Below are 16,088 nucleotides of genomic sequence, written 5' to 3'. Positions count from 1 at the left end.
CTACAGGGGCGATCGCATTACAGCCTGCAAGTCTCAACCTCCCAGTACGTTGCGGATCTTATTCAACAGCGCTTCAGGGCCATACGGTTTGCTCAGCAAATAAGTGTCGGGGCTCAGTTGGTGATTGCGCGAAATGATGTCCCGGGTGTGGCCGGAGGTAAACAGCACCGCCACCGGTGGATTCTGTACCTTGGCCCAAGCGGCCAGGTCCGCGCTTTTGATCAGACCGGGCATGACCACATCGGTAAAAATCAGGTCCACCGACGCGCCATCGAGCAACATTTGCATGGCCAGGTCACCGTTGGCCGCGGTCAGCACCTGATAGCCCCCTTCACGCAATAAATCCACCGCCGAGCCACGCACCGCTTCGTTGTCCTCGACCACCAGAATGGTTTCGTGCCCGCCCCGATGCTGCGGATCATGGCGCGTTGTTTCACCGGGCAACGGGCGCAAACTGCGCGGGAAATACAACTGCACCCGAGTGCCCTGCCCGACGACGCTGGAAATCTCGATGTGGCCACCGCTCTGCTTGACGAAACCGAACACCATGCTCAAACCCAGGCCGGTGCCCTGGCCATCGGCCTTGGTGGTGAAAAACGGTTCAAAGGCTTGGGCGAGCACTTGAGGCGGCATGCCGACACCCGTGTCAGCTACCGCGACGCAAACATAGTCGCCGGCCACGATGCCCTTGCCTGCGCAAAACTTGCGGTCGAGGGCAATGTTCTCGGCGCTGAGGGCAATGATCCCCTCGCCGCTCATGGCGTCTCGGGCGTTGATCGCCAGGTTGAGAATGGCGTTTTCCAGTTGATTGCGATCCACGTAGAGATGCCATGAATGGTCAGGCGCCGTCACCTTGATCTGGATAGTCTCCCCCAGCGCCCGTTGCAATAATTCTCCCAGCCCTTCGAAGATCTGCCGTGGATCGCAGACCGCCGGCGACAAAGGCTGACGACGGGCGAACGCGAGCAATTGCGACGACAATTTGGCACCGCGCTCGACCGCGGCAATCGACGCACTGACCCGGCGTTGCACGTTGGCGTTGTCCGGCTCGTGACGCGCCAGCAAATGCAGGTTGCCGGCGATGACTTGCAACAGGTTATTGAAGTCATGGGCCACGCCGCCGGTAAGACCGCCGATGGCTTCGAGTTTCTGTGACTGACGCAACTGTTCTTCGGCCGCCAACCGCGCTTCGACTTCATCGGCGACTCGCTGCTCCAGGTTGCGGGTGAATTTGAGCAAGGATTCTTCGGCGGTCTTGCGTTCATGAATGTCAATCAACACCCCGGGAAAGCGGAACGCCTCGCCTTTTTCATCGAACTCGCAACACCCGCTGGCCAGCACCCACAGGTAACTGCCATCGGGCCGCAGCACCCGGTACTCGGCGTTATAGGGGATGCCGGTTTCCACCGATTGATTGATCCGCTCCTGAACCCAACCCCGGTCATCGGGATGAATCTGCATCTCGGCGATGAGCGGTGGCAGGTTGGCCAGGTCCTGATCGGGCGGGTAGGAAAACGTGCGGGCGAAGCGTTCGTCGGCAGACAGCACATCAGCCTTGATATCCCAGACGAATGAACCGAGCAAAGCCCCGGCATTGAGCGCCAGGCGAACTCTTTCGTTGTCGGCGCGATAAGCGCGTTCGGCTTCCTGGCGCCGGCGCTCGGAAATCACATGGTCAGTGGTGTCGACCACTATCGCCATGACGCCGGCGGGATGCCCGTCATCATCGGCGACAGGGCTGTAGTAAAGATCCATCCAGACATCTTCGGGTATGCCATCACGCAACAGCACCAGGGCTTTGTTGTGATAGGACAAAGTGCCGCCCGCCAGGCAGGTATCCACCACATGCCGATTGAATTCGGCAACCTCTGGCCAGCCCAATTCCACCGGGGAACCCAACAGGTAAGGATGTCGCCCTCCGGCAAATCTCGAGTAGGCATCGTTATAGATCATGTAACCGGGCCGGCCCCACAACATCACCATCGGCAGGGGTGAGGCGAGCAATAACTGCACCGCGCTGCACAGGCTCCCGGGCCAGGTATCGATGTGCCCGAGTTCGGTCAGGCTCCAGTCGAACGTGCGGATGCGTTCGGCCATTTCACCGCTCCAGCCGGTACATCCGTGGCTATTGTCTAGAAACTGCATCGACTGGCCTATGTCCTGTGGATGACATGTTTTCAGGCAGTACAACGGCGTGAGGAGACGGTGCGTGCCCGTTTGTTTCGAGCATCGCCGACGCCAATGGTTTCATAGAGGTATAGCTGAATGTCAAAGTTCAGCGGAAATCCCGGCTGCGCACATGGATACCGTCGAGCAGTGAACTCAGGTCGCTCAGGCGGCCGGCAATCAGATGCCGCACCTCCCCTTCCTTTTCCCAGCGCCCATCGACCTTGAGCAATTGCGAGCCGACCAGGACCTGCCGTTGCCGTTCGGCCAGGTCGCGCCAGACCACCACGTTGACGTTGCCGAACTCGTCTTCAAGCGTCACGAAGGTTACGCCGCTGGCGGTCCCCGGACGTTGCCGACCGGTGACCAGCCCGGCGACGCTGACCGGTCGACCGTGCTCGACATCCATCAGCTCCTTCGAACTGCGGCAACGCCGGGCTTTCAACTCGCCTCGCAGCAATGCCAGCGGATGTGGGCCGAGGGTAGTACCAAGACTGTTGTAATCGGCTTGCAAGTCCTCGCCCACGGTGGGTTTGGGCAAAGATACCCTCGGCTCTTCCTGGCTCGGTAAACCGGCAAACAAGCCGAGCTGCTTTTGCACCCCCGCCACCTCCCAACGCGCCCGATGCCGGTCACCGGCCAGCCCGCGCAAGGCTCCGGCATCGGCCAGTTGCTCCTGGGCGCGGGCATCGAGTCGTGCCCGTTCGCCAAGGTCGGCGATATCGGCAAACGCCCCTTTCGACCGTGCAACTTCAATGCGCCTGGCATCGTCCTCGCGAAAGCCCTTGATCATCCGCAACCCCATGCGAATGGCCGGCTGCGCGCCGGTAATCGGTTCCAGGCTGCAATCCCAGTCACTGGCCCGCACGTCCACCGGACGAATCTGCAAATGATGCCGACGGGCGTCCTGAAGAATCTGATCCGGGCTGTAGAAACCCATGGGCCAGCTGTTGATCAGCGCACAGGCAAACGCCGCCGGCTCGTGGCATTTCAACCAGCAACTGGCATAGGTCAGCAAGGCAAAACTGGCGGCGTGGGATTCGGGAAAGCCGTAATTGCCGAAGCCTTTGATCTGTTCGAAAATCTGTGCGGCGAACTCTGCCGTGTAGCCGTTTTTCTTCATCCCGTCGGCCAGGCGCTCCTTATGCGGTTCCAGTCCGCCGTGGCGTTTCCAGGCGGCCATGGAGCGGCGCAATTGATCGGCCTCGCCGGGACTGTAGTCGGCGGCGACAATCGCGATCTGCATCACTTGCTCCTGAAACAGCGGTACGCCCAAGGTACGCTTTAGCACCGCTTCGAGTTCTTTCGACGGGTAGATCACCTCTTCTTCACCGTTACGCCGCCGCAGATAGGGATGCACCATTCCGCCCTGAATCGGTCCCGGACGAACGATCGCCACCTCAATCACCAGGTCATAGAAGGTCGTGGGCTTGAGCCTGGGCAGCATCGACATCTGGGCCCGGGATTCAATCTGGAACACCCCGATGGTATCGGCGCGGCCGATCATCTCGTAGGTTTGCGGGTCTTCGGCCGGTACCGTTGCCAGGCTCAAGTCCCGGCCGCGGTGCCGTCGCAGCAGGTCGAAACAACGGCGAATCGCACTGAGCATGCCCAGCGCCAGAATATCGACCTTGAGCAGCCCGACCGCATCCAGATCGTCCTTGTCCCACTGGATGATGGTGCGCTCGGCCATGGCGGCGTTCTCGACCGGCACCAGGCTGTCCAGGGGCTGCTCGGAAATCACGAAACCGCCAGGGTGCTGGGACAGGTGCCGGGGAAAACCGATCAATTGCCCCGTCAGGCTCAGCACCCGGCGCAACACGGGGCTGTCAGGATCGAAACCACCTTCACGCAGGCGCTCGACGGGTGGCGCCTGATCACTCCAGTGGCCGCAACAGTCGGCCAGGGCGTTGACCTGATCCGGCGGCAAACCCAGTGCCTTGGCCACATCGCGGACTGCGCCGGCACCATGGTAAGTACTGACCACCGCCGTCAGCGCCGCGCGGGCGCGGCCATAACGCTGGAACACGTATTGCAGGACTTCTTCACGCCGCTCGTGCTCGAAATCCACGTCGATATCCGGCGGCTCGTTGCGCTCTTTGGAGAGAAAACGCTCGAACAGCAACGTGCTCCGCTCCGGATCGATCTCCGTAATCCCCAACACGTAGCACACCGCCGAGTTGGCCGCAGAACCGCGCCCCTGACACAGAATGTGTTGCTTGCGGGCGAAATTGACAATGTCGTGAACGGTCAGGAAATAATTTTCGTACCCCAGCTCGGCAATCAGTTGCAGTTCCTTGTCGATCTGCGCCAACACCTCGGCTTTAGGGCCTTTTTCCCAGCGCCACCGAACACCCTTCTCGGCCAACTCCCGCAGCCAGGACGTGGCCGTGCGCCCTTCAGGCACCAGCTCCCGGGGATATTGATAACGCAACTGAGCGAGGTCGAACGTGCAGCGCCGGGCGATGTTCAGCGTTTCGTCGAGCAGTGCCTGCGGATAAAGATCGCGCAAGGCGTCGAGGCTGCGCAAATGCCGTTCGCCATTGGGGTGCAGGCGCAACCCGGCCTCGGCCACCGGCAGGTGATGACGAATCGCGGTCATGGTGTCCTGCAAGGCGCGACGGCCACGGGCGTGCATATGCACATCGCCGCTGGCCACCGCCGGGATTCGCAATTCCCGCGCCAGGGTCAGCAACGCCGCCAGTCGTTGGGTGTCGTCTTGCCCGCGATGCAACTGAACGCTCAACCACAGACGCTCGGCGAAAACTTGCTTGAGCCAATGGCCCTGCTCAAAGTCATCGACGGCGTCCGGCACCCACAGCGCCAACAGCCCCGGCAACGGCTCGGCGACATCCTTCCGCAGCACCTGATACTGACCTTTCTGCATACGGCGTCTGGCGCGGGTAATCAGACGGCACAGGGTTTGATAACCCTCGAGGCTTTCCACCAGCAGCACCAGTTTCGGGCCGTCTTCGATGCGTATTTCACTGCCGATGATCAGCGGCAATTCCACGGCCTTGGCCGCCTGCCAGGCGCGGACGATGCCCGCCAGGGTGCATTCATCGGTAATCGCCAGCGCTTGATAGCCCTGCTGTTTTGCCCGCTGAAAAAGCTCAAGCGCACTCGAGGCACCGCGCTGAAAACTGAAGTTCGACAGGCAGTGCAGCTCGGCATAATCGACACTCATGCGAACCAGCCTTGCAGCCACAACGGACCGCCTTCGCCCACCGCCCGATAGGCCCAGCCCTGCTGACCGGAACGGGTTTCGATCAGGTAATAATCGCGGCGCACATCGTCGCCGTCCCACCAGCCCGACTCGATACGTTCCGGCCCCATGAGGATGCGCGTCGAACCTTCGTGTACGGCCTGCGGCTCCGTCAGCAACCAGCCTGGTCGTTGCACCGCAGGCAGCGTCCCACAAATCTGGCTGTCGACACGGGCCTGCCACGCGCATTCCGGCCGGTGATCGGCCTGGAACCGCAAGCCTTGCACCGCGTCATCCCCCAGCCGTGCGCGCAAGCGTTCGCGCAGTTGCTCCCAAGGCAAGGATTGTTGCGGACGATCATCGAACAGTTCCTGGTATTGGGGCACAAAGGTCGGCAAGTCTTCAGCGCGCAGACGAAAACCGCGCACCGGCGCCTCGACCTGCACCTGTTCCAGACGCCCCCGGGCCAGTTCGAACAGCATCGCCGGATCACGCTCGGCGCTGAGCAGGCCGACCTTGATCAGCGTGTCTGGTAACCCGGCGTGCTCCAGGTGCAGGTCAAAACGTTGCACACCGCTGTCCCGTCCGCAGAGGAACGCCGCCAGGTCGCCAGTCAGCCTGCGCAACGGAAACAGCAATGCCTGATGGGATTGCACATCGAAGTTGAGTTCGATGCGCACATCGAAACGGTCCGGCGGCAGGTAAAACGCCAGCGCCAGGTGCCGTAAGCCGAACAGGGTGTCCAGATGCTTGAGCACCTGGGCCTCGAAACGCCGGGCCAGGCTATGTCGTGGCAACGCCTGCACCTGACTCAACGTGCGCAGCCCCATGCGCGACAGGGCCGTGGCAACGTTTGGCTCCAAGGCGATCCGGTCGATGGGCAACTGCCCGAGATGATGCTGCAAAGCGTCATTGTCCGGCACCACCAGACCGTCATAAACGTTGGCCAATACTCGCGCCGCCACCGGGTTGGGCGCGGCGACAATCCGGTGACGAAACCCCAGTTCGCCAAGTTCGGCCCGCAATCGCGCCTCGAACTGCGGCCAGGTCCCGAACAAGCCCAGGCTGGATTCGATTTCAAACACCACCGCACGCGGGTAATGCACGCTGACCTGAGAGCTGAACCGATAGGCCCAGGCGGCCAGGAATTGCTGCCAGTGTTCGATCTGGGCGGCGTCGTATTCGGCGGTGACAAACCCTTTGCTCAGGGCCTGAGCGGCGGTCATCGACTGGCCGGGCCGCAAGCCCAGCGCCCGCGCCGAACCGTTGACCGCTTGCAGCACCCGACGCTGGGCCGGGCCGGTCAGCAGCGCCAGCGGCTCATCGGGGTCGGGGCGCTGACGCAATACCGCGTCCAGCGCCAATTGCGGGAAGAGAATGCAAACCCAGCGCATGGCAACCTCAATGCCCTACGGCAAAGGCAATCGGCGCCGAACGGGCCAGCCCGCCCCGGCACTTGAGCACCCGCAATTGCGCAGGTTTGGCGTCGATGGCGATGCGCAAGGCTGCTGGCGACGGGTTGATGGCCTCACTGAGCGAGCGATAGGCGAACGCCAGGGTCTGGCCGGTTTCCGCCGCCACCTGCAAACGTCGCAATGCCCGATCGTCGGCTTTGTGCGGCCAGCACAACACCGCCCCGCAACTGCCCGAACGCAGGCATTGTTCCGCCGCCCACAGCGCATCGCGCTCACTGGCCTGGATGATCGACAGTTGCCGTAAATCGACCCCGGCATTCTGCCAGGCCTGGGGATACGGCACGTAAGGCGGCGCCACCAGTACGATGCGCTCCCCGGCCGCCGACAGCCGCGCCAGCGCCGGCCACACCAGTTGCAACTCACCCACGCCCTGCCCGGCCAACAGGATTTCAGTCAGCGCCGCTTCCGGCCAGCCACCTGTGGGCAATGCCGCGTCCAGCGCCGCATGCCCGGTGGGTTGCGGGCTGACGGCCGGTGGCGCAGGCCGGCCCTTCCAGACCTGGCCGCCATTGAACAGCGTATCCAACGCAACGACGGCGCCCATCACCCTTGCCTCACCAGACCGCAGAACACGCCTTCGATGGCCAAGTCCTGATCGGCTCGAACAATGATCGGCTTGTAAGCCGGATTGCGCGGTAACAGGCGAACAGAATCGCCGGCCCGCTCGAAACGCTTGATGGTGACTTCGCCGTCGAGCCGTGCCACGACGATCTGGCCGTTGACCGCTTCGGGATTGCGCCGCACGCCCACCAGATCGCCGTCGAGAATGCCGTCCTCGATCATCGAATCGCCCTGCACCCGCAGCATGTAATCGGGTACCCGCGAGAAGATTGATGGATCAAGCAGCAAACGACTGTGGACTTCGGCATCGGCACCGATCGGCGCACCAGCCGCCACGCGACCGAGTACTGGAACATCCAGGAGTTCAGGCCGCGGCGGCTGATTCAACAGCCGAATGCCGCGCGCCTGATGCGGATTAACCTCGATGAAACCGGCCTCAGTCAACGCCAGCACATGCTTGCGCGCCACGCTGCGGGAGGCAAAGCCAAAGGCTTCGCTGATTTCAGCGAGGCTGGGGGACTGACCGTGTTCGGCGATTCGATCGCGGATGAAAGTCAGGATGGCGGTACGACGGGGAGTTAAAGTTGTCATGGAGTACATTTGTACTCTTTTGAAATTTTCCTGACAAGGACTTGTAGGATCTGTCGATGAAAGGAGGCTGCGATCTTTTGATCCTTGCTCTTTAAGAACAACATCAAAAGATCGCAGCCTCGCTTCACTCGTCAGCGCCTACAGGTTTCAGGTGAGTCCTGAGAGGTAGGGCAACGAGGTAGATGCCGTGTTCGTGGCTGCGGGTGGCGGACTTGCCAGTAATCGTCGCTCAAGGCGTCAACCAAGACAGAACCGGCATCGGCGGGTCCGATTTATTGAGGTTTAGCCGATACGCAGTGCGCGCAGATCAAGGCGACCGTCCTTGAGCGGTGGGCACCAGTAGTAGCCGCCGGTGATTGGCCGGCTGATGCGATACAGGCCGTCAGTGATGCCGTCTTCCAGACCGCTCATGCGACGCAACTGGGATTCGAACGCATCGAGGGAAAAACCGAATGCCAGGAACATCAGGCCGGCGCGATCGCCTTCGATCCATGGCATCGAGCGACGGACCACGAAGGCTTCAGGTGTGAAGCTTTCCTGGGCGGTGCGCTTGACGTGGGCAGAGATCGGCGCGTCATCGAGTTCTTCGTTGTCGCTCAAGCGACGGCCCATGATGTTGTCTTTCTCATGGGGCGACAACGCGTGGAAGCCTTTCAAATCATGCTGCCACTGCTGGATCGCGGCGAAGCTGCCACCGACCAGACCGTCCGCGCCGTCGCTCAACAATGCAGCGGCCACAGCGGCTTCATCGTGAGGGTTTTCGGTGCCGTCTTCGTAACCGGTCAGGTCATGCCCGGTCATGTGGCGGAAGGTTTCGTTCATTTGCACCAGACGCAAGGCCGGTGCCAGCGCGGCTTCGAGCGCATGGCTGCGATTGAGCAGTTCGCCACGGTCAACCCCGTGCAGCCAGCACCAGAGCGCGTGTTGGGTCGACGGGTTGTCGACACCGACACCGACCAGCGCCGGAAAAGCGCGCAGGCCATCGACCTGTGCGTGCAGCGCCTTGACCAACGACTCACCGAAACCGACTACAGCCGACTTGCCGTCCACCAGGCGCATCAGGTTGTCCAGGGCAGCCGGCAGTGCCTCGGCGGATTCAAGGGCGAAGAACATATGACGAGCTTGAGGCGGAACAGGGGTGGCGAGAATGCCCGGCTGGTAATAACTCATATGAACTCCTTGAGAAAAGAGCGTGAAGTTTAACCGGGGGATCGTGACTTGTGTGTTTTCAGGGCAAAAGATCGCCGCCCCCTGTAGCAGCTGCCGAGCCTGCAAGGCTGCGTTCGGCGGCGAAGCCGTCGTGAAATCGGATATTGCGGTGCGTCAGGAAAACCTTGCATACAGGGTTTGCGACGGCTTCGCCGCCGAACGCAGGCTCGGCAGCTGCTACGACGATCCATAACGCCGAGCAAAAAAATCATAAAATGGGCCATGACAAGCGAGTCCGAGGTCTGCTAAAACGATTCATCAGAGCATCACCCAATCCAGACGGGGTAGCGATATGACCACAGCACAAATCCTTGGCAACCTGTTTCCCACTGCCGACAACGTCCCGGAAAAGTACCGTCTCAACGGCCCGATCGAGCAGCGCGAGTACCTGGTCGATGGCGAACTGAAAACCTGGTCCGGGCCCCTCGCCCAAGTCCGCAGCCCGGTGTACCTGAGCGGTGCCAATGGTGATGAGCAGGTAATCCTGGGCAGCACGCCGCTGCTCGATGCCGACACCGCATTGACCGCGCTCGACGCCGCCGTCCGCGCCTACGACCGCGGCCAGGGCCTGTGGCCGACCATGCGCGTGGCCGAGCGCATCCAGCACGTCGAAACCTTCCTGGCTCGCATGCGCGAACAGCGCGAGGCGGTGGTCAAGTTGCTGATGTGGGAGATCGGTAAAAATCTCAAGGACTCGGAAAAAGAGTTCGACCGCACCTGCGACTACATCGTCGACACTATCAATGCCCTCAAGGAACTCGACCGCCGCTCCAGCCGCTTCGAACTGGAGCAGGACACCCTCGGCCAGATCCGCCGCGTGCCGTTGGGCGTGGCGTTGTGCATGGGGCCTTACAATTACCCGCTGAACGAAACCTTCACTACGCTGATTCCGGCGCTGATCATGGGCAATACCGTGGTATTCAAGCCGGCCAAGCTTGGGGTGCTGTTGATTCGCCCGTTGCTGGAAGCCTTTCGTGACAGCTTCCCGGCCGGTGTCATCAACGTCATCTACGGCAGCGGCCGCGAGACGGTCAGCGCCCTGATGGCCAGCGGCAAGATCGATATCTTTGCATTCATCGGCACCAACAAGGCCGCCAGCGACCTGAAAAAACTCCACCCAAGGCCTCACCGCCTGCGTGCCGCGCTGGGCCTGGATGCGAAGAACCCCGGCATCGTTCTGCCGGAGGTCGATCTGGACAATGCGGTCAGCGAAGCCGTCACCGGTTCCCTGTCGTTCAACGGCCAACGCTGCACCGCGCTGAAAATTCTCTTCGTCCATGAAGATGTGGTCGAAGCGTTCATCGAGAAGTTCAACGCCAAACTCGCCGGCCTCAAACCCGGCATGCCGTGGGACAGTGGCGTGGCCCTGACGCCATTGCCGGAATCAGGCAAGGTCGATTACCTGCACACCCTGGTGGCGGACGCCGTCAGCAAAGGCGCAGCCGTGGTCAACCCCAATGGCGGTGAGTCCCGCGCATCGTTCTTCTACCCGGCGGTGTTGTACCCGGTGACACCGCAGATGCGCGTCTACCAGGAAGAACAGTTCGGCCCGGTCGTGCCGATCGTGCCTTACCGTCATCTGGACACCGTGATCGATTACGTCCTGGAATCCGATTTCGGCCAGCAATTGAGCATCTTCGGCACCAACCCGGTGGCGGTCGGCAGGCTGGTGGACACCTTCGCCAACCAGGTCGGCCGGATTAACCTTAATGCCCAATGCCAGCGCGGTCCGGACACTTATCCATTCAACGGCCGCAAGAACTCTGCCGAGGGCACACTGTCGGTGCACGATGCGCTGCGAGTGTTTTCGATTCGGACCCTGGTGGCGACCAAGTTCCAGGAAAGCAGCAAAGAGCTTCTCAGCGAGATCATCAGCGGACGCAATTCGAGTTTCCTGACCACCGACTATATTTTCTGAGGCCTGTTCACTGCGCCGCTACCCGCCGAAGCTTCAGGCTCCAACCCTGTTGCATCCCGGCAGCGGCCAGCAGAATCGCGGCGACACCGATCCATTGCAGTGGCTCCAGGCGATGGCCGAAGGCGAACCAGTCGACGAAAATCGCCGCAATCGGGTAGATGAACGACAACGCGCCGGTCAGCGCTGTCGGCAGTTTTTGAATCGCGCCATAAAGCAGCACATACATCAGACCGGTATGCACGATGCCCAGGGTCACCAGGCTGGCCCAGGCATCGGGCGTTTGCGGTATCGCCGAGAAATGCGCAAAGGGCGCGAGCAATAGCACGCCGGTGCACACCTGGACCAATGCGATCAGATGCGGTGGTGTGCCGGTCAGGCGCTTGATGATCAACGCGGCAATCGCGTACAGAAAGGCAGCCCCTAGCGCCAGACCAATCCCCATCAGGTAATCGTTACCGCCATCGCCCTGCTCACCGTGTGCGCTGACAATCGCCAGCATTCCAAGAAAGGAAATGCCCAGCCAGAACAACTTCTGCAGGGTGATCTTCTCCCCCAGGAACAACGCAGCCAGCCCCACCAGCATGAACGGCTGGACGTTATAAACTGCCGTGCCAATGGCAATCGAGGCGCGGGAATAGGACGCGAACAACAGCACCCAGTTACCGACAATCGCCACACCGCTCAGTACGGCCAGCAGAAAAGTGGTGGACGTCAAAATGCCAGGGCGCAGAAAGCCGAACGCCGCGCAAATCAGCAATAAGGTGGCGGCACCAAACACGCAGCGCCAGAACACCACGTCCAGCACCGGTTGCCCGGACACCAGCACGAACCAGCCAATGGTCCCGGAAATCAGCATGGCGGCGGTCATTTCGAATGAGCCGCGACGTATTGTTCTGTCCATCATCAACCTCCTGTGTTTGAGCGCAAAGTATGCCAATCCATTTGGGGGCATCTCCAGCGTAAAAAGCAGGCTAAACTCGGCTTCTGCCTTTTTTATCAAGGCTTATTCACCAGATTGCCTAACAGGGGATTCGCCATGACCGACGACATCGACCAAGTGCTGATCAGCGCGCTGATGGAAGATTCACGCCGCTCGCTCAAGGCCCTGGCACAGATCAGCGGCCTGTCCTCGCCCAGCGTCGCCGAGCGGCTGCGCCGCCTCGAAGAACGTGGCGTGCTCAAGGGCTACACCGTCGAGATCGACCCCAAATGCTTCGGTTACCAACTCCAGGCCATCGTCCGTATTCGCCCGTTACCAGGGCAATTGCAGGAAGTGGAGCGACAGATTCAGGCCATCCCTGAATTCACCGAGTGCGACAAGGTCACTGGCGATGACTGCTTCATCGCCCGCCTGCACGTTCGCTCGATGGAACAACTGGACACCCTCCTCGATCGCCTCAACAGCCACGCCGAAACCAACACTGCCATCGTCAAGAAGACCCCGATCAAGCGCCGGCTGCCACCGATGGCTTGAGTGCTGTTTTGTTCGCAAAGGGGTAGATTGGCGTTTTTCCGGCGAAGGATTGGCGGCATGAAAACTCTGGCCATGTTATTGGCGGCAATGACACTCACCGGTTGCGGCACGTTTCAGACCGTGGTGCGCAGTGACGAGGCAGCAGCGAAGAGTCTCAAGGAACAGAAAACCTACTGCGGTGCGGTTCCACGGATCTATAGCGGCGTGACGTATGACTTTTGCAGTCTGCATGCGTCTCCAGGCCCGGGCATCGATGAGTACAAATACAACAACGGCACACTCTTTGTACTGATCGACGTAGTGATTTCCGGCGTTCTCGATACCATGCTGCTGCCCTACACCATTTATCGGCAACAGGCTGATGGCAGCATCATTGTGGTCGAATAAGGAGCAGATGAATGTTGTCTCACGTTTTTATCGGCATCACCGATTTCGATCGTGCATTGGCGTTCTACCAACCGATCATGGATGCACTGCAGCTGCAGATGAAATTTTGCGATCCCGGCAAACCCTGGGCGGGGTGGATGAGCAAGGATGCACCGCGTCCGCTGTTCGTCATTGGCACTGCGTACGACGAACAGCCGGCCACACCGGGGAACGGGCAGATGATCGCCCTGCTTGCGCCGAGTCACGAGATCGTCAAACGCTGTCACGCACTGGCCATGGCTCATGGTGGATCCTGCGAGGGGCCGCCGGGCCTGCGTCCGAATTACCATCCCGATTACTTCGGCGCCTATATGCGCGACCCGGACGGCAACAAACTCTGCGTGTGTTGCCACGAACCTGATCAAAACCAACGCTGAGCCAAATCACAGACAATAAAAAACCCGCCGAAGCGGGTTTTTTACTCAAGGCTGGCGATCAATCATCGCGGCTCATGATGCCGAACAGTTGCAGCAAGCTGACGAACAGGTTGTAGATCGATACGTACAGGCTGATGGTCGCCATGATGTAGTTGCGCTCACCGCCGTGAATGATGGCGCTGGTCTGGAACAGAATGCACACCGAGGAGAACAGCACGAAACCTGCGCTGATCGCCAGTTGCAGACCGCTGATCTGGAAGAACAAGCTAGCCAGTGTCGCGCCCAGCAGCACAAAGAAACCGGCGGTGATGAAACCACCGAGGAAACTCATGTCCTTACGGGTAATCAGCACATAAGCCGACAGGCCGCCAAACACCAGCGCGGTCATCGCGAAGGCCGAGCTGACGACTTCTGCGCCGCCCTGCATACCCAAATAACGGTTGAGAATCGGGCCGAGCAGGAACCCCATGAAACCGGTCAGCGCGAACGCAGAAACCAGGCCCCATGCCGAATCACGGAGTTTGTTGGTGAGAAAGAAAAGACCGTAGAAGCCGATCAGCACCACGAAGATATTCGGGTAGCCGACACGCATCTGCTGTGCGACAAACGCCATCACGCCGCTGAATGCGAGGGTGAGAGCGAGTAGACCGTAAGTGTTGCGCAGGACGCGGCTAACCTCTAGCTGCTCAGCCTGCACGCTGTTATTCACTGCGTAATCCTGTTCGCGCATGGCGACACTCCTGTTGGGTTTGAAACGTTCAGTCGCAAAGATCATAACAGACGCTCTGTAACAAGCCATGCACAGAGTTTGACAGTGTGTTTCATTCAGGTATTATGGCGCCCGCAACGCAAACGGAGGTGTGGCCGAGTGGTTTAAGGCAACGGTCTTGAAAACCGTCGACTGTAACAGGTCCATGAGTTCGAATCCCATCGCCTCCGCCATCTTTATACGACAAAGCCCTGATTATTCAGGGCTTTGTCGTTTCTGGCTTTTGGAAAACCCTGCCAGCCCACACTTCAGCCCACACCCTGGATGAAGTATTGCTTTTCGACCAGCGGCTAACTTTTCGAATGGTCTCTTGCCTACACCTACAGGCCTGAAGAACGGATTTAGAGGCAGCTTCCGCAGGAAAGCGCCGGAACGAAAACAGAGGTTGTGATCTCTTTTCGACACAGCCCAACAAACTACGCGTAAATCGGCATAGGGGCGGCCACTGCCCTAAAAATTCCTCTAATTCGTCCAGGCCGACGTAACAGTGACCACCTGGCACCTCCTTCGAAGAACGACTCCAGCCGCTGAGTTGAAAGTCCAATGGCTGAAGGCGATCAAGCGAGGCGCGTCCGAGACTACCAACCCCCATGACACCAACACGCCGCTGTGAAGCGTGCACGATTGGTCCACAAGGCTGGGAAGAGGCTCCCAAGCCAGGATGTAGTGCACCTCTGCCGGGTTACCGATATCAGGCCATTGGCGGAACTCTAGTTGAGGGGCGAGCGTTGACAGGCATCTCGCCATTTCTGCGCATCGGCGGGATTGGCCATGTATAGGATGCACATTGATAACCCCCTATTCGCCTTTCAAATGCGCATAGCTATCAACGAAACGCTTAAATTTGTGTTGGCCACACGTGTACGCTTCATACTTCGCAGGTAGAGCCTCACTCACGCAGGTTGGCACAGGCTCAACAACCGCATCGAAATCCAAATCAATAAAGAAAGGTATTGAATAGCGCTCTAGACCGCTGGTATTTATGACGCGATGCATTGTCGAGGTGTAGCGATCGTTGGTGAGGGTTTGAACCAGATCACCAATATTGACGATAAAAGTGCCTTCAACTGGAGGGGCAGTAACCCACTCCCCTGCACGGTTCCTGACTTGCAAACCGCCAACTGCATCTTGGGATAGGACCGTCAAGAAACCATAGTCCGTGTGCGCCCCAATACCAATCTCCTCTTGGGAAATTCTTCCGATCTGGGGCGGGTAACGCAAAATCCGCTGAATCGTGATGGGCTTACGCTGAAGGTGTTCAAAGTAATTTTGTGGTAGACCCAAGCTCAGCGCGATCCCACCAATAAGCATTCGCGCGAGTGCCAATACAGAGGAATGGTAATCTTCGGCAACCTTCTCAAATTGCGGCAGTGCCGACGGCATTTGATTAGGACCAAAAAATGGAGAGACCTCATCGTAATGAGCTCCGCAATCAAAACATTCTTTGAAATCGCGGGTATTAGCTGGATCGACGTTTTCCGCGTACATCGGTATATAACCACGTAGCGTGGGCCCGGAATTTACGACATTAAGCTTGTTCTTCTCATCAAAAGGAAGCTTGAAAAAGCTTTTGGTAAGCGCATACATCTCATCTATTAACTGCTGGTCAATACCATGATTTTTTATATAAAAAAAACCCACCTTTTCGCATGCGTCACCTATTTGGCTTGCCACCTCCAGTGGATTTTCGCCGTTTATGAGCGACGATATATCTATGACTGGAATTTCAGTGAAAGCTGTTTGTTTGCTAGCCAGACGAATATCAAATAACTCTGTCATGTATGTTCTCCTTTCAAGAATGTCAATTAGGCAGAAGATTTAGAAAGCACGGCGACGCCCTCTTTGATCTCACTGAGTCACATGATTCAACAGCGTGCCCGCATGCTACTGCTCGTTTATTTTTCTCAAACTAATGTT

The 16,088-nt window shown here is 59.3% G+C and carries 13 protein-coding genes and 1 tRNA gene; 5 read left to right on the top strand and 9 right to left on the bottom strand.

The genetic code is table 11. The features are described from left to right. Window positions 1-33: 33 nt before the first annotated feature. The 6 genes from FHW68_RS07400 to FHW68_RS07375 all read right to left on the bottom strand — a co-directional run bounded on the left by FHW68_RS07400 (window position 34) and on the right by FHW68_RS07375 (window position 9,168). Window positions 34-2,145 (bottom strand): PAS domain-containing sensor histidine kinase, encoded by a 2,112-nt coding sequence (locus FHW68_RS07400; RefSeq protein WP_095631911.1) that lies wholly within the window; start codon window positions 2,143-2,145, stop codon window positions 34-36. 130 nt (window positions 2,146-2,275) lie between these two features. Next, window positions 2,276-5,374: an error-prone DNA polymerase gene (locus tag FHW68_RS07395; RefSeq protein WP_311655152.1), complete on the bottom strand. Its 3,099-nt coding sequence runs from the start codon at window positions 5,372-5,374 to the stop codon at window positions 2,276-2,278. After that, window positions 5,350-6,765 (bottom strand): DNA polymerase Y family protein, encoded by a 1,416-nt coding sequence (locus tag FHW68_RS07390; protein WP_095631909.1) that lies wholly within the window; start codon window positions 6,763-6,765, stop codon window positions 5,350-5,352. Before FHW68_RS07390 ends, FHW68_RS07395 begins: the two co-directional genes overlap by 25 nt. A 7-nt stretch (window positions 6,766-6,772) precedes the next feature. Continuing rightward, window positions 6,773-7,390, bottom strand: a complete 618-nt coding sequence (imuA, locus tag FHW68_RS07385) for a translesion DNA synthesis-associated protein ImuA (RefSeq protein WP_008006531.1) — start codon at window positions 7,388-7,390, stop codon at window positions 6,773-6,775. After that, on the bottom strand, window positions 7,390-8,007 hold the full coding sequence (lexA, locus tag FHW68_RS07380; RefSeq protein WP_095631907.1) for a transcriptional repressor LexA: 618 nt from the start codon (window positions 8,005-8,007) through the stop codon (window positions 7,390-7,392). Before lexA ends, imuA begins: the two co-directional genes overlap by 1 nt. 273 nt (window positions 8,008-8,280) lie before the next feature. Next, window positions 8,281-9,168: a Dyp-type peroxidase gene (locus FHW68_RS07375; protein WP_183679626.1), complete on the bottom strand. Its 888-nt coding sequence runs from the start codon at window positions 9,166-9,168 to the stop codon at window positions 8,281-8,283. 331 nt (window positions 9,169-9,499) lie between these two features. Between FHW68_RS07375 and FHW68_RS07370 the strand changes: the two genes are divergently transcribed. Then, window positions 9,500-11,125 (top strand): NADP-dependent glyceraldehyde-3-phosphate dehydrogenase, encoded by a 1,626-nt coding sequence (locus FHW68_RS07370; RefSeq protein ID WP_095631904.1) that lies wholly within the window; start codon window positions 9,500-9,502, stop codon window positions 11,123-11,125. Window positions 11,126-11,132: 7 nt separating this feature from the next. Here FHW68_RS07370 and FHW68_RS07365 read toward each other — a convergent pair whose 3' ends face one another. Further along, a complete protein-coding gene (locus tag FHW68_RS07365) occupies window positions 11,133-12,026 on the bottom strand; it encodes a DMT family transporter (RefSeq protein WP_183679624.1) in 894 nt (297 codons plus the stop codon). A 135-nt stretch (window positions 12,027-12,161) separates the two neighbouring features. Between FHW68_RS07365 and FHW68_RS07360 the strand changes: the two genes are divergently transcribed. The 3 genes from FHW68_RS07360 to FHW68_RS07350 are packed head-to-tail and all read left to right on the top strand — an operon-like array spanning window position 12,162 to window position 13,402. After that, window positions 12,162-12,599: an Lrp/AsnC family transcriptional regulator gene (locus FHW68_RS07360; RefSeq protein WP_183679622.1), complete on the top strand. Its 438-nt coding sequence runs from the start codon at window positions 12,162-12,164 to the stop codon at window positions 12,597-12,599. 57 nt (window positions 12,600-12,656) lie between these two features. Next, window positions 12,657-12,986, top strand: coding sequence for a YceK/YidQ family lipoprotein (locus tag FHW68_RS07355; RefSeq protein WP_183679620.1), 330 nt, complete (start codon window positions 12,657-12,659; stop codon window positions 12,984-12,986). An 11-nt stretch (window positions 12,987-12,997) separates the two neighbouring features. After that, window positions 12,998-13,402, top strand: coding sequence for a VOC family protein (locus tag FHW68_RS07350; RefSeq protein WP_183679618.1), 405 nt, complete (start codon window positions 12,998-13,000; stop codon window positions 13,400-13,402). A gap of 58 nt (window positions 13,403-13,460) precedes the next feature. Here FHW68_RS07350 and FHW68_RS07345 read toward each other — a convergent pair whose 3' ends face one another. Then, the gene (locus FHW68_RS07345) at window positions 13,461-14,132 is read right to left on the bottom strand and encodes a Bax inhibitor-1/YccA family protein (protein WP_007898177.1); all 672 of its coding nucleotides are present in this window, start codon (window positions 14,130-14,132) and stop codon (window positions 13,461-13,463) included. A gap of 124 nt (window positions 14,133-14,256) precedes the next feature. On the opposite strand from FHW68_RS07345, the gene FHW68_RS07340 reads away from it, so the two are divergent. Next, a tRNA-Ser gene (locus tag FHW68_RS07340) sits at window positions 14,257-14,344 on the top strand. A gap of 625 nt (window positions 14,345-14,969) precedes the next feature. Here FHW68_RS07340 and FHW68_RS07335 read toward each other — a convergent pair. Next, window positions 14,970-15,950 carry an isopenicillin N synthase family oxygenase gene (locus tag FHW68_RS07335; RefSeq protein ID WP_095631900.1) on the bottom strand — a complete coding sequence of 327 codons (981 nt, stop codon included), beginning with the start codon at window positions 15,948-15,950 and terminating at the stop codon, window positions 14,970-14,972. Window positions 15,951-16,088 lie beyond the last annotated feature (138 nt).

It is taken from the genome of Pseudomonas sp. Tn43, assembly GCF_014192635.1.
Taxonomy (GTDB): domain Bacteria; phylum Pseudomonadota; class Gammaproteobacteria; order Pseudomonadales; family Pseudomonadaceae; genus Aquipseudomonas.
This window is presented reverse-complemented; position numbering and strand designations above follow the sequence as displayed.